The following is a 16,669-nucleotide window of genomic DNA, read 5'->3' on the forward strand; positions in this document are numbered from 1 at the left end:
TTGCTTACTCATCAAGTGAATCTATTTTTTAAACATCAGAAAATGGAGAATTTATAATCAATAACTATCTCAGCAGCGAGTGATTTTGCCCGTTGTACCTCACCATCACCGCCACGAATTGGGCGATAACCTTGCTGTTGATAGGTCCAGCCAGGGCCAGCCATGACAAAGACAGACAGCCCTTTCAGTTGTGTCTGAGAGGGTATCCAGCGCGCATAGAGGTTAACCTCACTTTCATGGATACTTTGGTTTTCAAAGTTAAAGAATGCATAGTTAGCGTAAATACCGGTGGTTAATTCCGGCGTTAAGTTATACCCCGTTGCCAGTGAAAACGTTGTTTCACCATCGCGCATATAATCCAATCCAGCCGTGGCCATAGAATTAAAGGTGCCACGTGAATTCTTACTGATATGACGGGGGAATTGGCCGATCCCGTTGGTCTTATTGGCATCGGTGTAAGCAACGCCCACTTTGGTGAACCAGTCTTTTTCCTTCCAACGCGCATCAACAGCATAGTGCCAAGCACTATCATCAAAACTCTGCTTGCTTGCCGCCATGGACTTCCACTTTTCTTGCCCTTCAGTACCGTAAATCTGAGTACCAATTTGCAATTTTTTCAGTGCATTCCACTCGGTTTCCAAACCGTGTCGTTGCAAGTAATCTTTACTTTCACCATAGAAATACTGAGCGGTGAGATTTTCGGATTTATAGCGCACGTCCCCGGTGAAAATATAAGTGAGCGATTGACCATCGTTAGTGGCAAATGAGACTTTATCCGGTGAGTCACGGTTATAAGAGCTGGTGACATAAGCCAAACGTAGCCGATAGGCATCAAGATTAATGTCACCACTCCAACCCAGATAACTGTTGGGAGCAGCACGATTGGAGGTGGTCAGCGCCCCAAACTTATTCAGTGTTTTCCAGCCACCATATAAATTGGCACCCAATGCGTCATCACCGGCTTTCATTTTCCCATACAGTTGGCCGACTTTATTAAATCCACTGGCATTATCTTTATTGGCACCTGGATATCTGCCGTCGTTAAATAAAATGCCACGAGAAGCGAAGTTATCACTTGCACCGAGTTTAATAACGCCATAGTAAGAAGCATCCATACCAATTATGTCAGCCAGATAACCGGATTTATAATCAAGCGTAATACCTTGGCCCCAAGCTGAATGGATGTTCTTTTTACCCGTTTCTTCTTCGTTTAAATATTTCCACATATTACGTGTGGAGAAGTCCAGTGTACTGTCGGTGAACAGTTGATTGGCAAACAGTTGATTGGCAAACAGTTGATTGGCAAACAATGAGTTTTCCTGTGCTGCCAGTGGTAATGAGATTACGCCAGTGAGCAGCAGCAACGAATGTTTGGTACAGAGTTTTTTTATCATAATAATTCCCAGTGCGATATTTAATAAAAATACAAAGTCGTTATTCACTCGATTATTATTAACGTCTCTATCAAGTGATATTATCTGTCACACAACAAATGACAGATGTGTCTATTTAACCCCGACAAATCGGATTGTTTAATATATAAGTGAAGGGAGAATCTTCTATTATTTGAAAGACCCTCCTGCAATCTGTTATTGCTTTAAATGAGACAACCGCGTTATTTCACCTATGAGTTTTGACGCCACAATAATCATTGCGGCGTCATCCACGCGATTATTTCAATGTGCCTCCTTGGCTATTGATAACCGACTGATACCAGAAGAAGCTTTTTTTACGATAACGCTCAAGCGAACCTTGACCACTATCATCCCGATCAACATAAATAAAGCCGTAGCGTTTAGCCATTTCTGCCTTCGAGGCACTGACCAAATCAATCGGTCCCCAACTGGTGTACCCCATCACATCAACGCCGTCTTCCATTGCTTCATGGATTTGGACCAAATGATCATTCATATAGTTGATGCGGTAGTCGTCATTAATACTGCCATCAGCTTCCAAACGATCTTTGGCACCGAGGCCGTTTTCAACAATAAATAACGGTTTTTGATAGCGGTCGGAGAGGAAATTCAGCAGGTAACGCATGCCGAGTGGGTCAATTTGCCAACCCCATTCAGATGCCTGTAAATGAGGATTAGGCACCATATCCAAAATATTGCCTTTCAGTTTCTGCGAGTCATCATCGGTGGCGCAGCAACTCATATAGTAACTGAATGAGATAAAATCGACGGTTGATTTCAGCGCCTGACGATCCTCCTCAGTAATGTTCAGGGTAATCCCCGACTCGCGGAAATAACGATGCATGTAGGGAGGATAATACCCGCGCACTTGAACATCGCCGAAGAACAACCAATGATTATTTTCCTGATGCGCGGCAAATACATCCTCTGGACGGCTAGTCAGTGGATAAGCAATGGCACCCAGTAACATATTCCCTATTTTGGCTTCAGGATTAATGTCATGGCAGGCTTTGACTGCCAGCGCGCTGGCAACCAGTTGGTGGTGGATCGCCTGATAAATTTCTTGTTTCGAACTGCCCTCTGCCAACCCAACGCCAGTGAATGGCGCGTGCAGTGACATATTGATCTCGTTAAACGTGAGCCAGTGTTTCACTTTATGCTGGTAGCGGGTGAAGACCGTGCGCGCATAGCGCTCGAAGAAACCGATCACTTTCCGATTCCCCCAACCCCCATAGTTTTTGACCAACGCATAGGGCATTTCATAGTGCGAAAGCGTAATCAGCGGCTCAATACCGTATTTCTTCATTTCGTCGAACAAGCGATCGTAAAATGCTAACCCTGCCTCATTCGGCGTTTCTTCATCGCCGTTGGGAAAAATACGCGTCCAAGCAATAGAGGTTCGCAGGCATTTGAACCCCATTTCGGCAAACAGCGCGATATCCTGTGGATAGCGATGGTAAAAATCGATAGCAACATCTTTGATGCCTTCACGGTCGCCCGGTGTCCGTTCAACGATAGGGCCGAAAATCCCTTGCTGTTGCAAATCTGAGGTTGATAGCCCTTTGCCATCCGCTAAATAGGCACCCTCAACCTGATTAGCTGCCACTGCTCCGCCCCATAAAAAGTCTGCTGGAAATAGATGTGCCATGGTCGCTCCTGTATTTTTCTTGGTTAAATTCAATTCACTAATGTGATCAGTGACGTTCGTGCGGTGACGGTTTGTGCCTGCAATGGCACCACTGCACTGTAATCTTCGCTGTTAGTAATGATGATCGGGGTCGTCAGGTCATATCCCGCAGCGCTAATTTTCTCGCAATCAAAGGTCAGCAGTAGGTCACCTTGCTGGACTCGGCTGTCTTTTTGCACATGTGCGGTGAAGTACTGACCATCGAGTTTGACGGTATCAATACCCACGTGAATCAAAATCTCGGCCCCCTCATCACTTTTGATACCGATAGCGTGATGGGTTTTAAACAATGACTCCACAACACCATTAACCGGTGAGAATACTTGCCCTTCACTGGGAAACAGGGCGATGCCTTGCCCCATCAACTCACTCGCAAAGGTAGGGTCTTTAACGTCAGTGAGCGCAACCACTTGACCACTCATTGGGCTAGCGAGAGTGATATTGCGGTTCTCTTGATGCTGTGGCTCGGCGGTCGTGTCAGCCAGTACGGGGTCGGGTTGCTTAAGGCCGAAGAGATAGCTCATGACGGCAGCAAATGTGAAGGAGAGCAAGGTACCGATGATCACCCCCGTGACGGTCGCATCGAAGCCAGTGGGCGGGATAATCTGTGCAAAGCTGAAGATGCTGACCAAACCAAAGGAGTAAATTGTGCTTTGATAGTAGCCAATAATGGCCCCGCCAATAGCACCACCGATACAGCCGAAAATAAACGGTTTTCTATTAGGTAATGTCACGCCATAAACCGCGGGCTCGGTGATACCAAAGATCCCTGCCAGTACGGCAGACCCTGATAAGGTTTTTAAGCGGGCATCGCGAGTACGTAACATGACGCCCAGTGATGCGCCGACTTGGCCAAACACCGCAGGCAGTAGCAGGGGCATTAAGGTGTCATATTTAACGGTGCTTAAATTGTTCAACGCGATAGGGATCAGGCCCCAATGCAAGCCGAAGATGACTAATATCTGCCAGACTGCCCCCATAAACGCGCCCGCAATAATAGGGTTAGCGTGATAGAGGAACAGGTAACCATCAGCAAGCAGCATCGCCGCTTTGGTGGTCACGGGGCCAATCAATAAAAACGTCAGCGTACCGGTGATCACCAAGGCAAACAGCGGGGTGAACATATTTTTGATCGCGCTGTGAAAAAGACTATTCAGTCTATTTTCTAACTTGCCACTGACCCAAGCGGCAAAAATAATCGGCATCACAGAACTGCTGTAATTAATAAAGGTAATGGGTATCCCTAAGAAATATTCCGTCACACCGCTATTAAAGGCTTCAATAATTGAGGGATGAATTAAAGCCCCGCCAATGGCCATGGCGATAAACGGATTACTACCAAATTTTTTACTGGCGGTGTATCCCAACATTATCGGTAAAAAGAAGAATAAAGAATCTGCACAAGCAAACAGTATTAAATAGGTCCCGCTATCATCAGTGGTCCAATGTAACGCTAATGCAAGTGAGAGCAGCCCTTTTAAAATCCCTGTTGCCGCCATCACGCCAAGGATCGGCGTAAAAATACCAGAAACAATATCGATAAATTGGTTCAGCAGGTTCCCTTTGGCAGCTTTGGTTGTTGACGCATTATCTCCCGACTGTAAATTTGCAAGTTGGTTAATCGCGTTAAACACATCAGATACATGGCTACCCACCACCACTTGAAACTGCCCGCCACTCTCAACCACCATGATAATATCGGGTGAACGTTTTAACTTCTCAGCTTGCGCCAGGCTATGATCCCTGAGTTTGAAACGCAGACGGGTAGCGCAATGCACCAAGCTAACCACATTCTCTCGGCCACCCACATTTTCAATAATCTCTTTCGCCAGTTGTTCATATTTCATCACATCATTCTCTGTCACGTTACCGAGGATGCGAGCTGCTGCCAGCTTGTTGCATCGGCTGATTTGAAAGACAAAAAAAAACCTAAATCTCTGGCGACGTGATGACTTAGAGCCAACATCGCCAGAGATTTAGGTTTTGCCTGTTAGACAGTAACAATCCTAACTTACTTGTTCACAACCCTAACAGGTTAGAAAATGAATACAAGCAACCAAGGAGATTAAAATAGAAACTGTGATTTAATTAACAATTATTGTGTTATTTAGGCCCATTTATGATAAGAAAAAACTTAAATAACGCACTTTCCACAATCTTATCAGGGGTCAATATCTCTCACTTATTTTGTTTATTCAGTTACGCAGATAAATGGATATAATCAGCATAATTTCCTCAAATAAATATCACTTAAAATTCAGCAAATCATCCGTTAAGTTAATCCTATCTTTGAATGAAAATGGCCATAATATTTGGCATAATTTTATGACTAATATTGTTCACTATTGGTACCGCTCACCGGCGCTAGGATAAAAACATCAAATAAATCCCCAGACCTTGCTGATACCAGTACAATGCCACTACTTTGCGTTCCGCGTTTACCACAGGAGTGACACCATGTTCCACTACCCCGCCAGTTATACCTTTGATGAAGCCAGCGGTGAATACCACATTCTGTATCGCGACTTTCCTGAACTGGCCTCTGTGACTTACTCCTTGGAAGATATTGAGCTGGAAGCGCAGGAGGGAATTAAGAATGGTATTGCCGCAGAGATGGAGGAGCGTCGCCCTGTTCCAGCACCTTCAGCGCTGCAATCAGATGACATTGCGGTTCACGTTCCCATTTTAGTGCGTTTGAAAGCAGAATTGCACAATGCGATGCTCGCGACCCAAACCCGTAAAGCCGATCTGGCCCGGAAGCTCGGTTTGAATGCAGCGCAAATGGATCGTCTGCTGGATGTGTATTACGCCTCCAAAGTGGAAGCCTTGGAGCAGGCACTTTATCTGCTCGGTTTTGAAGCGGACGTCGCAGTGCGGAAAATCAGCGGATAGGTTTTGCCTTATTTGATGAGTTTTAAATTTGGCCTTGATGGTAACAATTTGTTATTCGGTGAGAATTAAAAAAAACGTTATTCGCTTCACACTTCAATACATTGGCTAACGAATTTTGCTATTGGCATGCAAAATTGTGATCTAATGCATAAAATTAGAGTATTGTCAGTTCCCCCTGTTGGGCTTACATTAGCGCGATCCTATTCATCTACTTTTGATACTCAGCGCAGCAATCGGGATCGTGACTGGCGAGGTAGCTCCAAGGGGAGTTGTTCAGTGAAATATTTCTTTATGGGTATCTCAATCATGCTGGTGGTTTGGATTGGCACCTTTATGATGATGGTTGAGTAAATTTCACTCAAGCCATCCATTACCTGACATCGTATAAAGGGCGTATTTGCGCCCTTTATCATTTCCGCCGCTCTAGACCATTTACCTAGCCTCATTATTTACCTGGCATCATTCTGCGCAGTGTATTATCACGGCGAATATAGTGATGATAAAGCGCCGCCAACACATGAACCCCGATGACAAAATAGCCTAAATTGGCAATTAACTCATGAGTCTGCTTGAGATAGACGCGTGCGTCATCATTAGGTGTGACCCATTGCGGCACTTGCCAGCCCAGAAAAAACCACGTTTTCCCGCCGTAGGCTTGTGCCAAGACGCCTAATATCGGCAGCGATAAGAACATCAGATACAGTCCCCAATGCAAAATATGCGCACCTAAAAGTTGCCAATCCGGTAATTTTGGGGTGATAGCGGGAGTCACATTTCGATGGCGTAGCCAAAGCCGTATCAGCATCAGTAACCACACGGAAATGCCAAAATTGAAATGTAGGTTTTTGACTAATGTTCGATCCTCATCCGGCACACTGTCGCTGAGCAACATCGCGGCATAGGTCAAAATTAACATCAATAACGTGAGCCAATGCAGGGTGATTTGGGGTAACGAATAGCGATCTCTCATAGCCACACACTCCGAAATATCACAATAAATAGCGTCATTAATAATGAGTATGGTGTATTACTGCTGAAGAGAACATTAAGGCAAGACAGATAACATGTTGAAGAGCGTGATTTTATGCTGGCCAGTCACCTCAAGTCACTAACCAGCATAGCGATGAAACCTAGAAAGAGATTTTAAGCTGTTTCGTCCGGTACCGATTTATTGGGTTTCAGCAAACCATCGGCGCGAAACATACTTTTAATTCCGCGCACAGCCTGACGAATTCGGTCTTGGTTCTCAATCAAAGCAAAGCGAACATGGGTATCACCGTAATCACCAAAACCAATCCCCGGCGAGACACACACTTTTGCTTCAGATAGCAGACGTTTGGCAAATTCAAGTGACCCTAAGTGCGCGTAAGGTTCAGGAATTTTAGCCCAAACATACATTGAGGCTTTCGGATTTTCGACCATCCAACCTGCTTCGTGCAATCCGCGCACCAAGGCGTTACGGCGCTGGCGGTATTGCTCGGCGATATCTCGCACACACTGTTGATCCCCTTCCAGCGCCGCAATGGCTGCAACTTGTAACGGGGTAAAAGTGCCATAGTCGTGATAACTCTTAATCCGCGCCAACGCACTGACCAATTCCGGATTCCCGACCATAAAACCAATACGCCAACCGGCCATATTGTAGCTTTTGGAGAGAGTGAAAAACTCAACAGCAATGTCTTTCGCACCAGGAACCTGCATGATTGACGGCGCTTTCCAGCCATCGTACACAATGTCGGCGTAAGCCAAATCATGTACCACCAGCACGTCATATTGCTTCGCGAGCGCCACGACCCGCTCAAAAAAGTCTAACTCAACACACTGCGCCGTCGGGTTAGAGGGGAAGCCAAGGATCATCATTTTTGGCTTAGGGATGGTTTCGCGGATCGCGCGCTCCAACTCGCCAAAGAAATCGACGCCCTCAGCCAGGGGTACCGAACGGACTTGTGCCCCAGCAATCACCGCCCCATAAATATGGATCGGGTAGCTCGGGTTGGGTACTAGCACGGTATCGCCATGATCCAGCGTCGCTAGCATCAGGTGCGCTAGCCCCTCTTTCGAACCAATCGTGACAATCGCTTCGCTGTCGGGATCAATATCCACTTGGTAGCGATCGGCGTACCAGCGGGAAATGGCCCTGCGCAAGCGAGGGATCCCTCGGGAAGTTGAATAGCCATGGGTGTCTTCACGCTGCGCGACACTGCACATTTTCTCAACAATATGGGGCGGTGTCGGGCCATCGGGATTACCCATACTGAAATCAATAATGTCTTCACCACGACGGCGCGCCGCCATTTTTAGCTCAGAAGTAATATTGAAAACATAAGGGGGAAGACGTTCGATTCGGGTAAAACGACGTTTGGAAGGGTATTCAGCCATAAATTCCTCGGGATACGTTAGCGCCCGGACCATCCGAGCGACGCTGACCATAAAATGGTCTGTTGATGAACATATCCCAGCGCCGTAATACTGTCGAGTAGCCGATGATAAAAATCTCACTCATCGGATAAGTTGATGTAGATGAATCGTTGATAGGGTCGGATAAATGATATCAGCAAGAAATGACAGTCATCGCAGAAGTGATGATGGTCTTCAATAAACGATGCCCCTCAAAGCGACGCTGGCTGAAACTCATCCGCCAGTAGTCCTAAGACCCAGTCATCGCACCATTGACCGCCCAGCAAATAGTTATCACGCAACGTGCCTTCCAACTGGAAACCGCAGCGCTCGAGCAACCTCCGCGAAGCATCATTACCGACCGTCACCGTCGCCTTCATTTTATGGAATAAGCATTGCTGGAAACCAAACGCCAGCACCGCCATCAGTGATTCTTTGGCAAAACCTTGGCCCTGAAAAGAGGGCAACATGGCATACCCCACCTCAGCTTGTTGAAGTGGCGACCATTCGGGAAGAAAACCCGTTAGCCCCACTGATTGACCACTTTCTCTTTCGCGGATAACCAGACATAACCAATGGCTGGCCGTCTTTTCCCATGGCATGACGCGTGATTCAAACCGAGTACGAATTTCAGCTAAATCCATCGGATCAGCAATAAAACGTTGTACTTCGGGGTCTTGATATAAACGCAAAAACAGCGGCCAATCCTGCTCACTCAGGCTATCGAGCGTCAGTCTTGGTGTTTTCAGTGATATCGCAGCACGACCAAACATGGGAATAACAGGCGCCATTTTTCTCTCAAATTGCAGGTATCAGTGATAAAAAGAGGAACAAAAATTAAAGGGGAAATTTTGTCATAACCTCATCCCTTTATTCTTCTCCATTTTACTTGAATAATGTTTACTTCAAGATAACAAAAAATACACAAATGGCCAGCCACACCGAATCGTAGTCACCTACCTAACCCTACCGCTATCGGAGAATCAACATTATGGCTTCATTACAAATAGACGACATTCCCGCAGCAATCAAAACGGTGAAACAGCAATTACGTCAGGCATTACCCAACTATCAGCAGGTATTCCGCGCGGTAGAAGAGAATATTCGCCAACAAGTGACCGAGATCCGTCGTAGTTTAGCGCAGGGAGAGAACCCTGTTCCACGTATTCATGCCGATGACATTATCAACGGTAAAGTCACTGATGAACAAAAAGCGCAAATAAAACAACGGGGATGCTGTGCCATCCTCGGTGTATTCCCCCAAGAAAAAGCCGCCGGCTGGAACCGTGAAATTGGTGACTATTTAGCGCGAAATAATTTTGTTGAGCGCCTGAAAAATGCCGCCGAAGATAATTACTTCGGTACTCTTGCGGCCAGCAAACCGCAGATTTACGGTATTTACTGGTCAACACCGCAAGTTGAAGCCCGTCAGGACAAACGCATGAATGCGGTGCAAGTGTTCTTGAATAATTTGTGGCAAACCGAGAGCCACGGCAAGCAACATTTTGATGCTAATCGTGTCGTCACTTACGCCGATCGGACACGCCGTCGTCCGCCAAAATCCTCCTCACTCGGCTTATCACCCCATGTCGATGGCGGTTCGATTGAGCGCTGGCTGGATGAGAATTTCCGCCATGTCTACCGTCATGTATTCTCAGGTGAATGGCAAAAGTATGATCCTTTCGCCGCAGAGGGCCGCCCAGAAGTACGTGAGTTCCCCTCACCGGCGGTGTGTTCGATGTTTCGTACTTTCCAAGGTTGGACCGCCTTGACGCCTCAACGGACCCATGCGGGGACGTTAAACGTTATCCCTATCGCTAACGCCATGGCCTATATTTTGCTGCGTGCCATTCAGGATGATGTGGCTGACGATGATCTCTGTGGTGCGGCACCCGGGCGCGCGTTATCGGCAAGTGAACAGTGGCATCCTCTTTTAATGGAAGCCATTTCCCCTATTCCTGATTTAGAAGCCGGTGACACCGTATTTTGGCACTGCGACGTGATTCATTCGGTAGAGAATGAACATAATGGCGAATTTGATAGCAACGTGATGTATATCGCCGCCGCGCCATGGTGCGAAAAAAACGCCGCCTATTTACCACGCCAGTTAGCCAGTTTTATCGATGGGCGTTCACCACCGGACTTTGCCGCCGATGATTTTGAAGTCGATTTCACCGGCAGAGCCACCCGCGATAATTTGACGGCAATCGGAAAGCAGCAATTGGGCATGACGGAATAATTGCCCTCGAGCTTCTCCTGCTGGCGGTCATTCCGCTGGCAGGTATCGCTTTGCAACACCAATAGCACGGATAAAGTAGCAGTCCCCCGCCCTTTTGCTTATAGTTAGCCACTTATTGATAGTTAGCCGCTTATTGATAGTTAGCCGCTTATTTTCCTCAAGAGCGGATCCTTTCTGAGCTCATACCCTAGGCTGTAGCCAAGAGAAAATAGCGTGCACCAGATATTTGAAATGCTACTGGCGGTGTTTGATCGCGCCGCACTGATGCTCATTTGCCTGTTCTTCCTGACCCGCACCCGCCTGTTTCGTCAGTTACTGCAAAAAGAAAAGCATACGCCGCTGGAATTAGCCGCCGTGACGGCGATTTTCTCGTCATTTGCAATTTTTGGCACTTACTCCGGTATTAATGTCGAAGGTTCGTTGGTTAACGTCCGCGTTATTGCCGTGATGTCTGGCGGTATTCTGTTTGGCCCTTGGGTCGGGATCATAACCGGACTGATTGCGGGTTCTCATCGTTATTTAATTGATATTGATGGTATAACCTCGGTTCCCTGTTTGATTACCAGCATTATTGCTGGCCTACTGTCTGGCTATATCAACCTGAAGGTGAAGAAAGAGCGCCAATGGAGTATCGGTATTTTAGCGGGCATGCTTTGTGAATCACTGACGATGCTGTTGGTGGTGATTTGGGCCAAACCGACCGCGCTAGGTCTTGATATTGTGTCGAAAATCGCTATCCCGATGATTTTAGGGGCCGTGTGTATCGGGTTAATTGTGCTGCTGGTACAAAGTGTTGAAGATGAAAAAGAGGTTATCGCCGCACGACAAGCCAAACTCGCCTTGGATATCGCCAATAAAACCTTGCCCTATTTTCGCAATATTAATGGCGAGTCCTTACGCAGCGTGTGTGAAATCATTCGTACCGATATTAAGGCTGATGCGGTGGCTATCACTGATACTCAGCATATTTTGGCTTACGTAGGAACAGGAGCCGAAACGTATAATATCGGCCATGAAATCATCAGTGATATCACCAAAGAAAGTATTCAACGCGGCAAGATCACCATTCGTAATAACGATGAAGTGCACCGTACACCGCAAATTCACTCGCTGATTATTATTCCATTATGGGAAAAAGGCGAAGTGACGGGCTCACTGAAAATCTATTATTGCCACGCTCATAAAATCACCTATTCCTTGAAAGTGATGGCTGTGGGCTTATCGCAAATAATCTCAACACAAATTGAAGTTTCACGTATCGAGCAACTGCGTGAAATGGCTAATAAAGCGGAAATGCGCGCACTGCAAAGCAAAATTAACCCGCACTTTTTGTTTAATGCTTTGAATGCTATTTCGTCTTCCATTCGTATCAATCCAGATACCGCGCGCCAATTGATCATCAATTTATCTCGTTATCTGCGTTATAACCTTGAACTGAATGATGAACAGATTGATATCCGTAAGGAGCTACATCAAATTCAGGATTATATCGCCATTGAACAGGCTCGTTTCGGCAGTAAGCTCACGGTTATTTATGATATTGACGATGATATTTCGCTCAAAATCCCGAGTTTGCTAATCCAGCCCTTAGTCGAAAATGCCATTGTGCATGGCATTCAACCCTACAGAGGCAAAGGCGTGGTAGTTATCGCGGTTAAAGATCATGGCGATCAAATCAAAATCTCGGTAAAAGATACCGGCAATGGTATTAATCCCGAAACCATTGAACGTGTCGCCAATAACGAAATGCCCGGCAATAAAATTGGTTTACTGAATGTACATCATCGGGTGAAATTACTTTATGGCGAAGGCTTGCGAATACGCCGGATGGAACCAGGCACCGAGATTTCATTTTATATCAGCAAAAATGGTGGCAAGGTCCATGCAGAACCCCGTATTACGGCCGGAGTTTAACCCGTGAAAGCAATCATTGTGGAAGATGAGTTTCTGGCTCAAGAAGAGTTGAGTTACCTTATCCACCAGCACAGTAATATCACCATTGAAGCGACCTTCGATGATGGGTTAGATGTCCTGAAATACCTGCAAAATCATCAGGTCGACGCCATCTTCCTTGATATTAATATTCCGTCGCTGGACGGTGTATTACTGGCCCAAAACATCAGTAAATTTAGCCATAAACCTTATATTATCTTTATCACCGCCTATAAAGAGCATGCGGTTGAGGCTTTTGAGATTGAAGCATTCGACTATATTTTGAAGCCTTATCACGAGTCACGCATTGTCACTATGCTGCAAAAGTTGGAGGCACTGTATAAGCGTGATCGTCAAAATAAAGAACACATCAGCAGCCCTAATCCCCGTGCTGCAGCGCATACTATCAATCTGATGAAAGATGAGCGCATCATCGTCACTGACATCAATGATATTTACTATGCAGCGGCGCAAGAAAAGGTCACGCTGGTCTATACCCGCCGCGAAGAGTTCATCATGCCGATGAATATCACCGAGTTTTGTAGCCGCCTGCCAGAGGAGTATTTTTTCCGCTGCCATCGCTCCTATTGCGTGAACTTAGCCAAAATCCGTGAAATTGTGCCTTGGTTTAACAACACTTACATTCTGCGGCTTAGCGATTTGGATTTCGAAGTCCCCGTCAGCCGTAGCAAGATAAAAGAATTCAGGCAACTGATGCGTCTTTAAATGCATTTCATTCCACGTGGAGTGCAGCTCATTCCCCTTTCGATCTCTTGCGATTAGCCCGCCCGTATACTGGTTTCATTCGGCGGGCTGATAGCACCTCTACCCAAGATTTTCGGTGCTCCATCAGCGCGTAATTTTTAGGCTTCCGACGCAATTGATTTCTCTCAATCGCCATATTCGGGCCTCATTGCATTGATGTTTAAGGAGTCCGGCATGCGCAGTAAACCGGTAAATCGTTGGCTAATTGTTGTAGGAACCATCATCGTCCAGATGGGGTTAGGCACTATCTATACTTGGAGCTTATTTAATCAGCCATTAGGGGAAAAATTCAGTTGGTCACTGGGTGCCGTAGCGACCACATTTTCGATTACCAGTTTCTCGCTTGCTATCGCGACGCTTTTTGCCGGCCGCCTGCAAGAACGTATTGGTATCCGTAAACTGACGCTGATTTCCGGCATTATCCTCGGATTGGGGCTGATTGCCAGTTCCTTTGCGACCTCTCTGGGCATGATTTATCTGCTGGCGGGGATTGTGGTCGGCTTTGCTGATGGCACTGCCTACATCACCACACTGTCCAATCTGATTAAGTGGTTCCCTGAACGTAAGGGGCTGATTTCAGGCATTTCCGTTGGGGCATTTGGTACCGGTAGCTTACTGTTCAAATATGTGAATGCCAGTCTAATTGCCAACCAAGGTGTCTCATTAGCGTTCTTCTATTGGGGCATTATTGTGATGGTTTTGGTCGGAGCCGGTTCTTTCCTGTTGCGGGAAAAAGTGGCTGCGCCGCAAGCCGCCAATCATCAACCTGCCGTGAATGCAGGACGTGATTTTAGCGTGGGCGAGATGTTAGCGGTCAAAGAGTCATATTTCCTGTTTATTATCTTCTTCACCGCATGTATGAGTGGCCTATACCTGATTGGCATCGTGAAAGATTTAGGTGTGCAGTTGGCAGGGATGGACTTAGCTACCGCAGCGAATACCGTGTCAGCCATCGCCATATTTAACACTGCCGGACGCATCATCTTAGGGGCGCTCTCCGATAAAGTGGGCCGTCTGCGCGTGATTAGCTTCACCTTACTGGTGACGACCCTAGCCGTTTGCGTCCTGACTTTTGCGCCACTCACTCACGCACTGTTCTTCTTGTGTGTGGGGGCGATTGCTTTTTGCTTCGGCGGCAATATCACCGTGTTCCCTGCTATCGTCGGCGATTTCTTTGGCCTGAAAAACCACAGCAAAAACTATGGGGTTATCTATCAGGGCTTTGGCTTGGGTGCACTGGCAGGTTCATTTATTGCCGCGCGTTTGGGGGGATATCACGCCACCTTTATCGTTATCGCGGTGTTATCTGTGGTTTCCTTGCTGTTGACGCTCATTATCAAGCCACCGAGAGGTGCCGTTGCTGACGTAGATGACACAGCAGCCACACCTAGCGGTGCAACTGCCAGTAGTCATGCTTGATAGTCACGAAGAGAGCAAGCAGATCGTAAAGACGCCGTAAATACATCCTTGTAGGCTCGAGCCGCGCCATCCTTGGCGCGGACGCTTTACTCTTCTGCCTGCCCTCACCGTTCAAGATCGAGCCATCCGGTCCAGTAAGTGATTCAGGTAGGCAGCAAGTAAACGCATCCCGATGAGCTTACTCCAGTAAGTGATTCGGGTAAGTGCGCGCAGCTAACAACCCTGTGGCTTCAAGGACGAAGGGTATGGCCTAAAGTTTGACGCAAAAACGCCCCCGCCCCCAACAACCCTGGCTGTTGATGGGTAATCATGTATACCGGAATATCGTGCAAAAAGTCCTTGAAACGGCCTTTGTCTTCAAATGCACCACGAAAACCGGAGGCTTTGAAGAACTCCATAAAGCGCGGCACAATGCCGCCTGCGATATAAACGCCACCAAAGGTGCTGAGATTTAACGCTAGATTGCCACCGAACCGCCCCATGATGACGCAAAACAGCGATAATGCGCGGCGACAGTCAGTGCAGCTATCAGCAAGTGCTCGTTCAGTCACATCTTTCGGGGCCAGATTTTCCGGCAGGCGCGCATCTGAAATCACGATAGCACGGTATAAATTGACTAACCCAGGCCCAGACAGTACACGTTCGGCCGAAACGTGGCCTAATTCTTGGCGCAATACCGCCAGAATACGATCTTCTTCTTCGCTATTTGGCGCAAAATCAACATGCCCACCCTCACTCGGCAAACTAATCCAGCGGCTGTCAACATTGATTAAATGCGCGACACCCAAGCCAGTCCCTGCGCCGTAGACGGCAACCGGTTTACCTTCTTGTGGTGCTGAGCCGCCAAATTGCAGCACATCTTGCTCGGACAACACGGGGATCGCCATCGACACCGCCGTAAAATCATTGATCACTTCGAGATGATTCAGACCCAAGCTTTGCTTCATCGCGGCAATCGAAAATGCCCATGTATGATTGGTCATGGCGACCCAATCACCCGTAATTGGGCAGGCGATCGCAATACAAGCATCCGTTATCGTCACAGAATGCTCTGACAAATATTGTCTAATAACATCTTCTAAACTGTCGTATTCCAGCCCTGAATATGTTTTTGCTTGTGATATTTCACCCGTCGCCACAGCGCAAAGCGCCAAACGGGCATTAGTGCCGCCAACGTCACCCACTAGGGCATAGCTCGTCATCAGAAACTTCTCCGTTACAGGGATGCTTAACTTCGTCTACGCTCACTGTAAAATCAGGTTGGAGAAACAACAATCTCAATGCTGTAAACCATTTCGCTTTGCGATGAAGATCACATAAAAACGTTTCAGCAACGGCAAAATACCGCTGCTGAAGTGAAAAAATGACGATTATTGCTCGCGTGAATCCAGCCCTTTTTCTGACGCCGGTGCCAACATTGCGGATTGGCGAGAACGGATAATTCTCATCCGTAAACTGTCATAGGCCCAGTTGTAACAAATGGTATAGGGCAGGAAGAACAGGAAGAACCCAATCTCCAACAGAAATGCTTGTAACAGTGAAACACCCAGTACATAAGCGGCTATCGGTAAACCAATCAGAATAAAACCGCCTTCAAAACCCAACGCGTGGAATATCCGCACACGCAGGGTCTTCGCCACCCGACTGACCGGCCACAAAGCGTCAAACAGGCTGTTGTAGATAATGTTCCACAGCATTGCCACGGAAGACAGAATGATCGTTAACGTCCCCATTTGCAGTATTGAACGATCGAGTAACCATGCTCCCACTGGCGCACAAATCGCGACAGCAATGACTTCAAAACCGACTGCGTGAATGACACGCTCTAAAAGAGATTTGCGATGAACTTGCATAAAACACCTATTTAATTAACCCATACTTGATTGTTGGACGTGATTATCATCGTTTATTGGGATAGATTAA

General features: G+C 46.9%; 14 protein-coding genes. 6 read left to right on the forward strand and 8 right to left on the reverse strand.

Annotated elements, in window-relative coordinates:
• Positions 1–35: 35 nt before the first annotated feature.
• The 3 genes from BN68_RS15075 to bglF form a co-directional block, all read right to left on the reverse strand.
• Positions 36–1,394: an OprD family outer membrane porin gene (locus BN68_RS15075; RefSeq protein WP_019212001.1), complete on the reverse strand. Its 1,359-nt coding sequence runs from the start codon at positions 1,392–1,394 to the stop codon at positions 36–38.
• A gap of 277 nt (positions 1,395–1,671) precedes the next feature.
• On the reverse strand, positions 1,672–3,063 hold the full coding sequence (locus BN68_RS15080) for a glycoside hydrolase family 1 protein (RefSeq protein ID WP_019212002.1): 1,392 nt from the start codon (positions 3,061–3,063) through the stop codon (positions 1,672–1,674).
• 29 nt (positions 3,064–3,092) lie between these two features.
• Positions 3,093–4,949, reverse strand: a complete 1,857-nt coding sequence (gene bglF / locus BN68_RS15085) for a PTS beta-glucoside transporter subunit IIABC (RefSeq protein ID WP_019212003.1) — start codon at positions 4,947–4,949, stop codon at positions 3,093–3,095.
• 610 nt (positions 4,950–5,559) lie between these two features.
• Here bglF and BN68_RS15090 point away from each other — a divergent pair.
• Together BN68_RS15090 and ypdK are read left to right on the forward strand one after the other, a co-directional pair.
• Positions 5,560–5,994, forward strand: coding sequence for a type II toxin-antitoxin system HicB family antitoxin (locus tag BN68_RS15090; protein ID WP_019212004.1), 435 nt, complete (start codon positions 5,560–5,562; stop codon positions 5,992–5,994).
• Positions 5,995–6,270: 276 nt separating this feature from the next.
• On the forward strand, positions 6,271–6,345 hold the full coding sequence (gene ypdK / locus BN68_RS23990; RefSeq protein WP_099460453.1) for a membrane protein YpdK: 75 nt from the start codon (positions 6,271–6,273) through the stop codon (positions 6,343–6,345).
• Positions 6,346–6,439: 94 nt separating this feature from the next.
• On the opposite strand, the gene BN68_RS15100 is transcribed toward ypdK, so the two are convergent.
• The 3 genes from BN68_RS15100 to BN68_RS15110 all read right to left on the reverse strand — a co-directional run bounded on the left by BN68_RS15100 (position 6,440) and on the right by BN68_RS15110 (position 9,164).
• Positions 6,440–6,964 (reverse strand): cytochrome b, encoded by a 525-nt coding sequence (locus BN68_RS15100; protein WP_019212006.1) that lies wholly within the window; start codon positions 6,962–6,964, stop codon positions 6,440–6,442.
• A gap of 173 nt (positions 6,965–7,137) precedes the next feature.
• Entirely contained in the window at positions 7,138–8,373 is a 1,236-nt protein-coding gene (gene alaC / locus BN68_RS15105; RefSeq protein ID WP_019212007.1) for an alanine transaminase, read from the reverse strand.
• 230 nt (positions 8,374–8,603) lie between these two features.
• Positions 8,604–9,164 (reverse strand): GNAT family N-acetyltransferase, encoded by a 561-nt coding sequence (locus BN68_RS15110; RefSeq protein WP_051144572.1) that lies wholly within the window; start codon positions 9,162–9,164, stop codon positions 8,604–8,606.
• A 218-nt stretch (positions 9,165–9,382) separates the two neighbouring features.
• Here BN68_RS15110 and BN68_RS15115 point away from each other — a divergent pair, with 218 nt between their 5' ends.
• From BN68_RS15115 to BN68_RS15130, 4 genes are all read left to right on the forward strand, one after another.
• A complete protein-coding gene (locus tag BN68_RS15115; protein WP_019212009.1) occupies positions 9,383–10,630 on the forward strand; it encodes a DUF1479 domain-containing protein in 1,248 nt (415 codons plus the stop codon).
• Positions 10,631–10,843: 213 nt separating this feature from the next.
• Positions 10,844–12,544: a sensor histidine kinase gene (locus BN68_RS15120; RefSeq protein WP_019212010.1), complete on the forward strand. Its 1,701-nt coding sequence runs from the start codon at positions 10,844–10,846 to the stop codon at positions 12,542–12,544.
• Between the two features lie 3 nt (positions 12,545–12,547).
• Positions 12,548–13,288 (forward strand): LytR/AlgR family response regulator transcription factor, encoded by a 741-nt coding sequence (locus BN68_RS15125; RefSeq protein ID WP_019212011.1) that lies wholly within the window; start codon positions 12,548–12,550, stop codon positions 13,286–13,288.
• A 213-nt stretch (positions 13,289–13,501) separates the two neighbouring features.
• Positions 13,502–14,746, forward strand: a complete 1,245-nt coding sequence (locus BN68_RS15130) for an L-lactate MFS transporter (protein ID WP_019212012.1) — start codon at positions 13,502–13,504, stop codon at positions 14,744–14,746.
• A gap of 230 nt (positions 14,747–14,976) precedes the next feature.
• Here the strand turns inward: BN68_RS15130 and glk are convergent, their stop codons facing one another.
• Positions 14,977–15,948, reverse strand: coding sequence for a glucokinase (glk, locus tag BN68_RS15135; RefSeq protein WP_019212013.1), 972 nt, complete (start codon positions 15,946–15,948; stop codon positions 14,977–14,979).
• A gap of 168 nt (positions 15,949–16,116) precedes the next feature.
• Positions 16,117–16,599, reverse strand: a complete 483-nt coding sequence (locus BN68_RS15140; protein WP_019212014.1) for a multidrug/biocide efflux PACE transporter — start codon at positions 16,597–16,599, stop codon at positions 16,117–16,119.
• Between the last annotated feature and the right edge of the window lie 70 nt (positions 16,600–16,669).

Origin of the sequence: Yersinia massiliensis CCUG 53443, assembly GCF_000312485.1 — a bacterium.
GTDB classification, from domain to species: domain Bacteria; phylum Pseudomonadota; class Gammaproteobacteria; order Enterobacterales; family Enterobacteriaceae; genus Yersinia; species Yersinia massiliensis.

Coding starts and splice junctions, on each gene's coding strand:
- alaC (WP_019212007.1), bottom strand. CDS start 8,373: ATGGCTGAATACCCTTCCAAACGTCGTTTTACCCGAATCGAACGTCTT.
- BN68_RS15090 (WP_019212004.1), top strand. CDS start 5,560: ATGTTCCACTACCCCGCCAGTTATACCTTTGATGAAGCCAGCGGTGAA.
- BN68_RS15140 (WP_019212014.1), bottom strand. CDS start 16,599: ATGCAAGTTCATCGCAAATCTCTTTTAGAGCGTGTCATTCACGCAGTC.
- glk (WP_019212013.1), bottom strand. CDS start 15,948: ATGACGAGCTATGCCCTAGTGGGTGACGTTGGCGGCACTAATGCCCGT.
- BN68_RS15130 (WP_019212012.1), top strand. CDS start 13,502: ATGCGCAGTAAACCGGTAAATCGTTGGCTAATTGTTGTAGGAACCATC.
- bglF (WP_019212003.1), bottom strand. CDS start 4,949: ATGAAATATGAACAACTGGCGAAAGAGATTATTGAAAATGTGGGTGGC.
- BN68_RS15110 (WP_051144572.1), bottom strand. CDS start 9,164: ATGTTTGGTCGTGCTGCGATATCACTGAAAACACCAAGACTGACGCTC.
- BN68_RS15100 (WP_019212006.1), bottom strand. CDS start 6,964: ATGAGAGATCGCTATTCGTTACCCCAAATCACCCTGCATTGGCTCACG.
- BN68_RS15080 (WP_019212002.1), bottom strand. CDS start 3,063: ATGGCACATCTATTTCCAGCAGACTTTTTATGGGGCGGAGCAGTGGCA.
- BN68_RS15075 (WP_019212001.1), bottom strand. CDS start 1,394: ATGATAAAAAAACTCTGTACCAAACATTCGTTGCTGCTGCTCACTGGC.
- BN68_RS15115 (WP_019212009.1), top strand. CDS start 9,383: ATGGCTTCATTACAAATAGACGACATTCCCGCAGCAATCAAAACGGTG.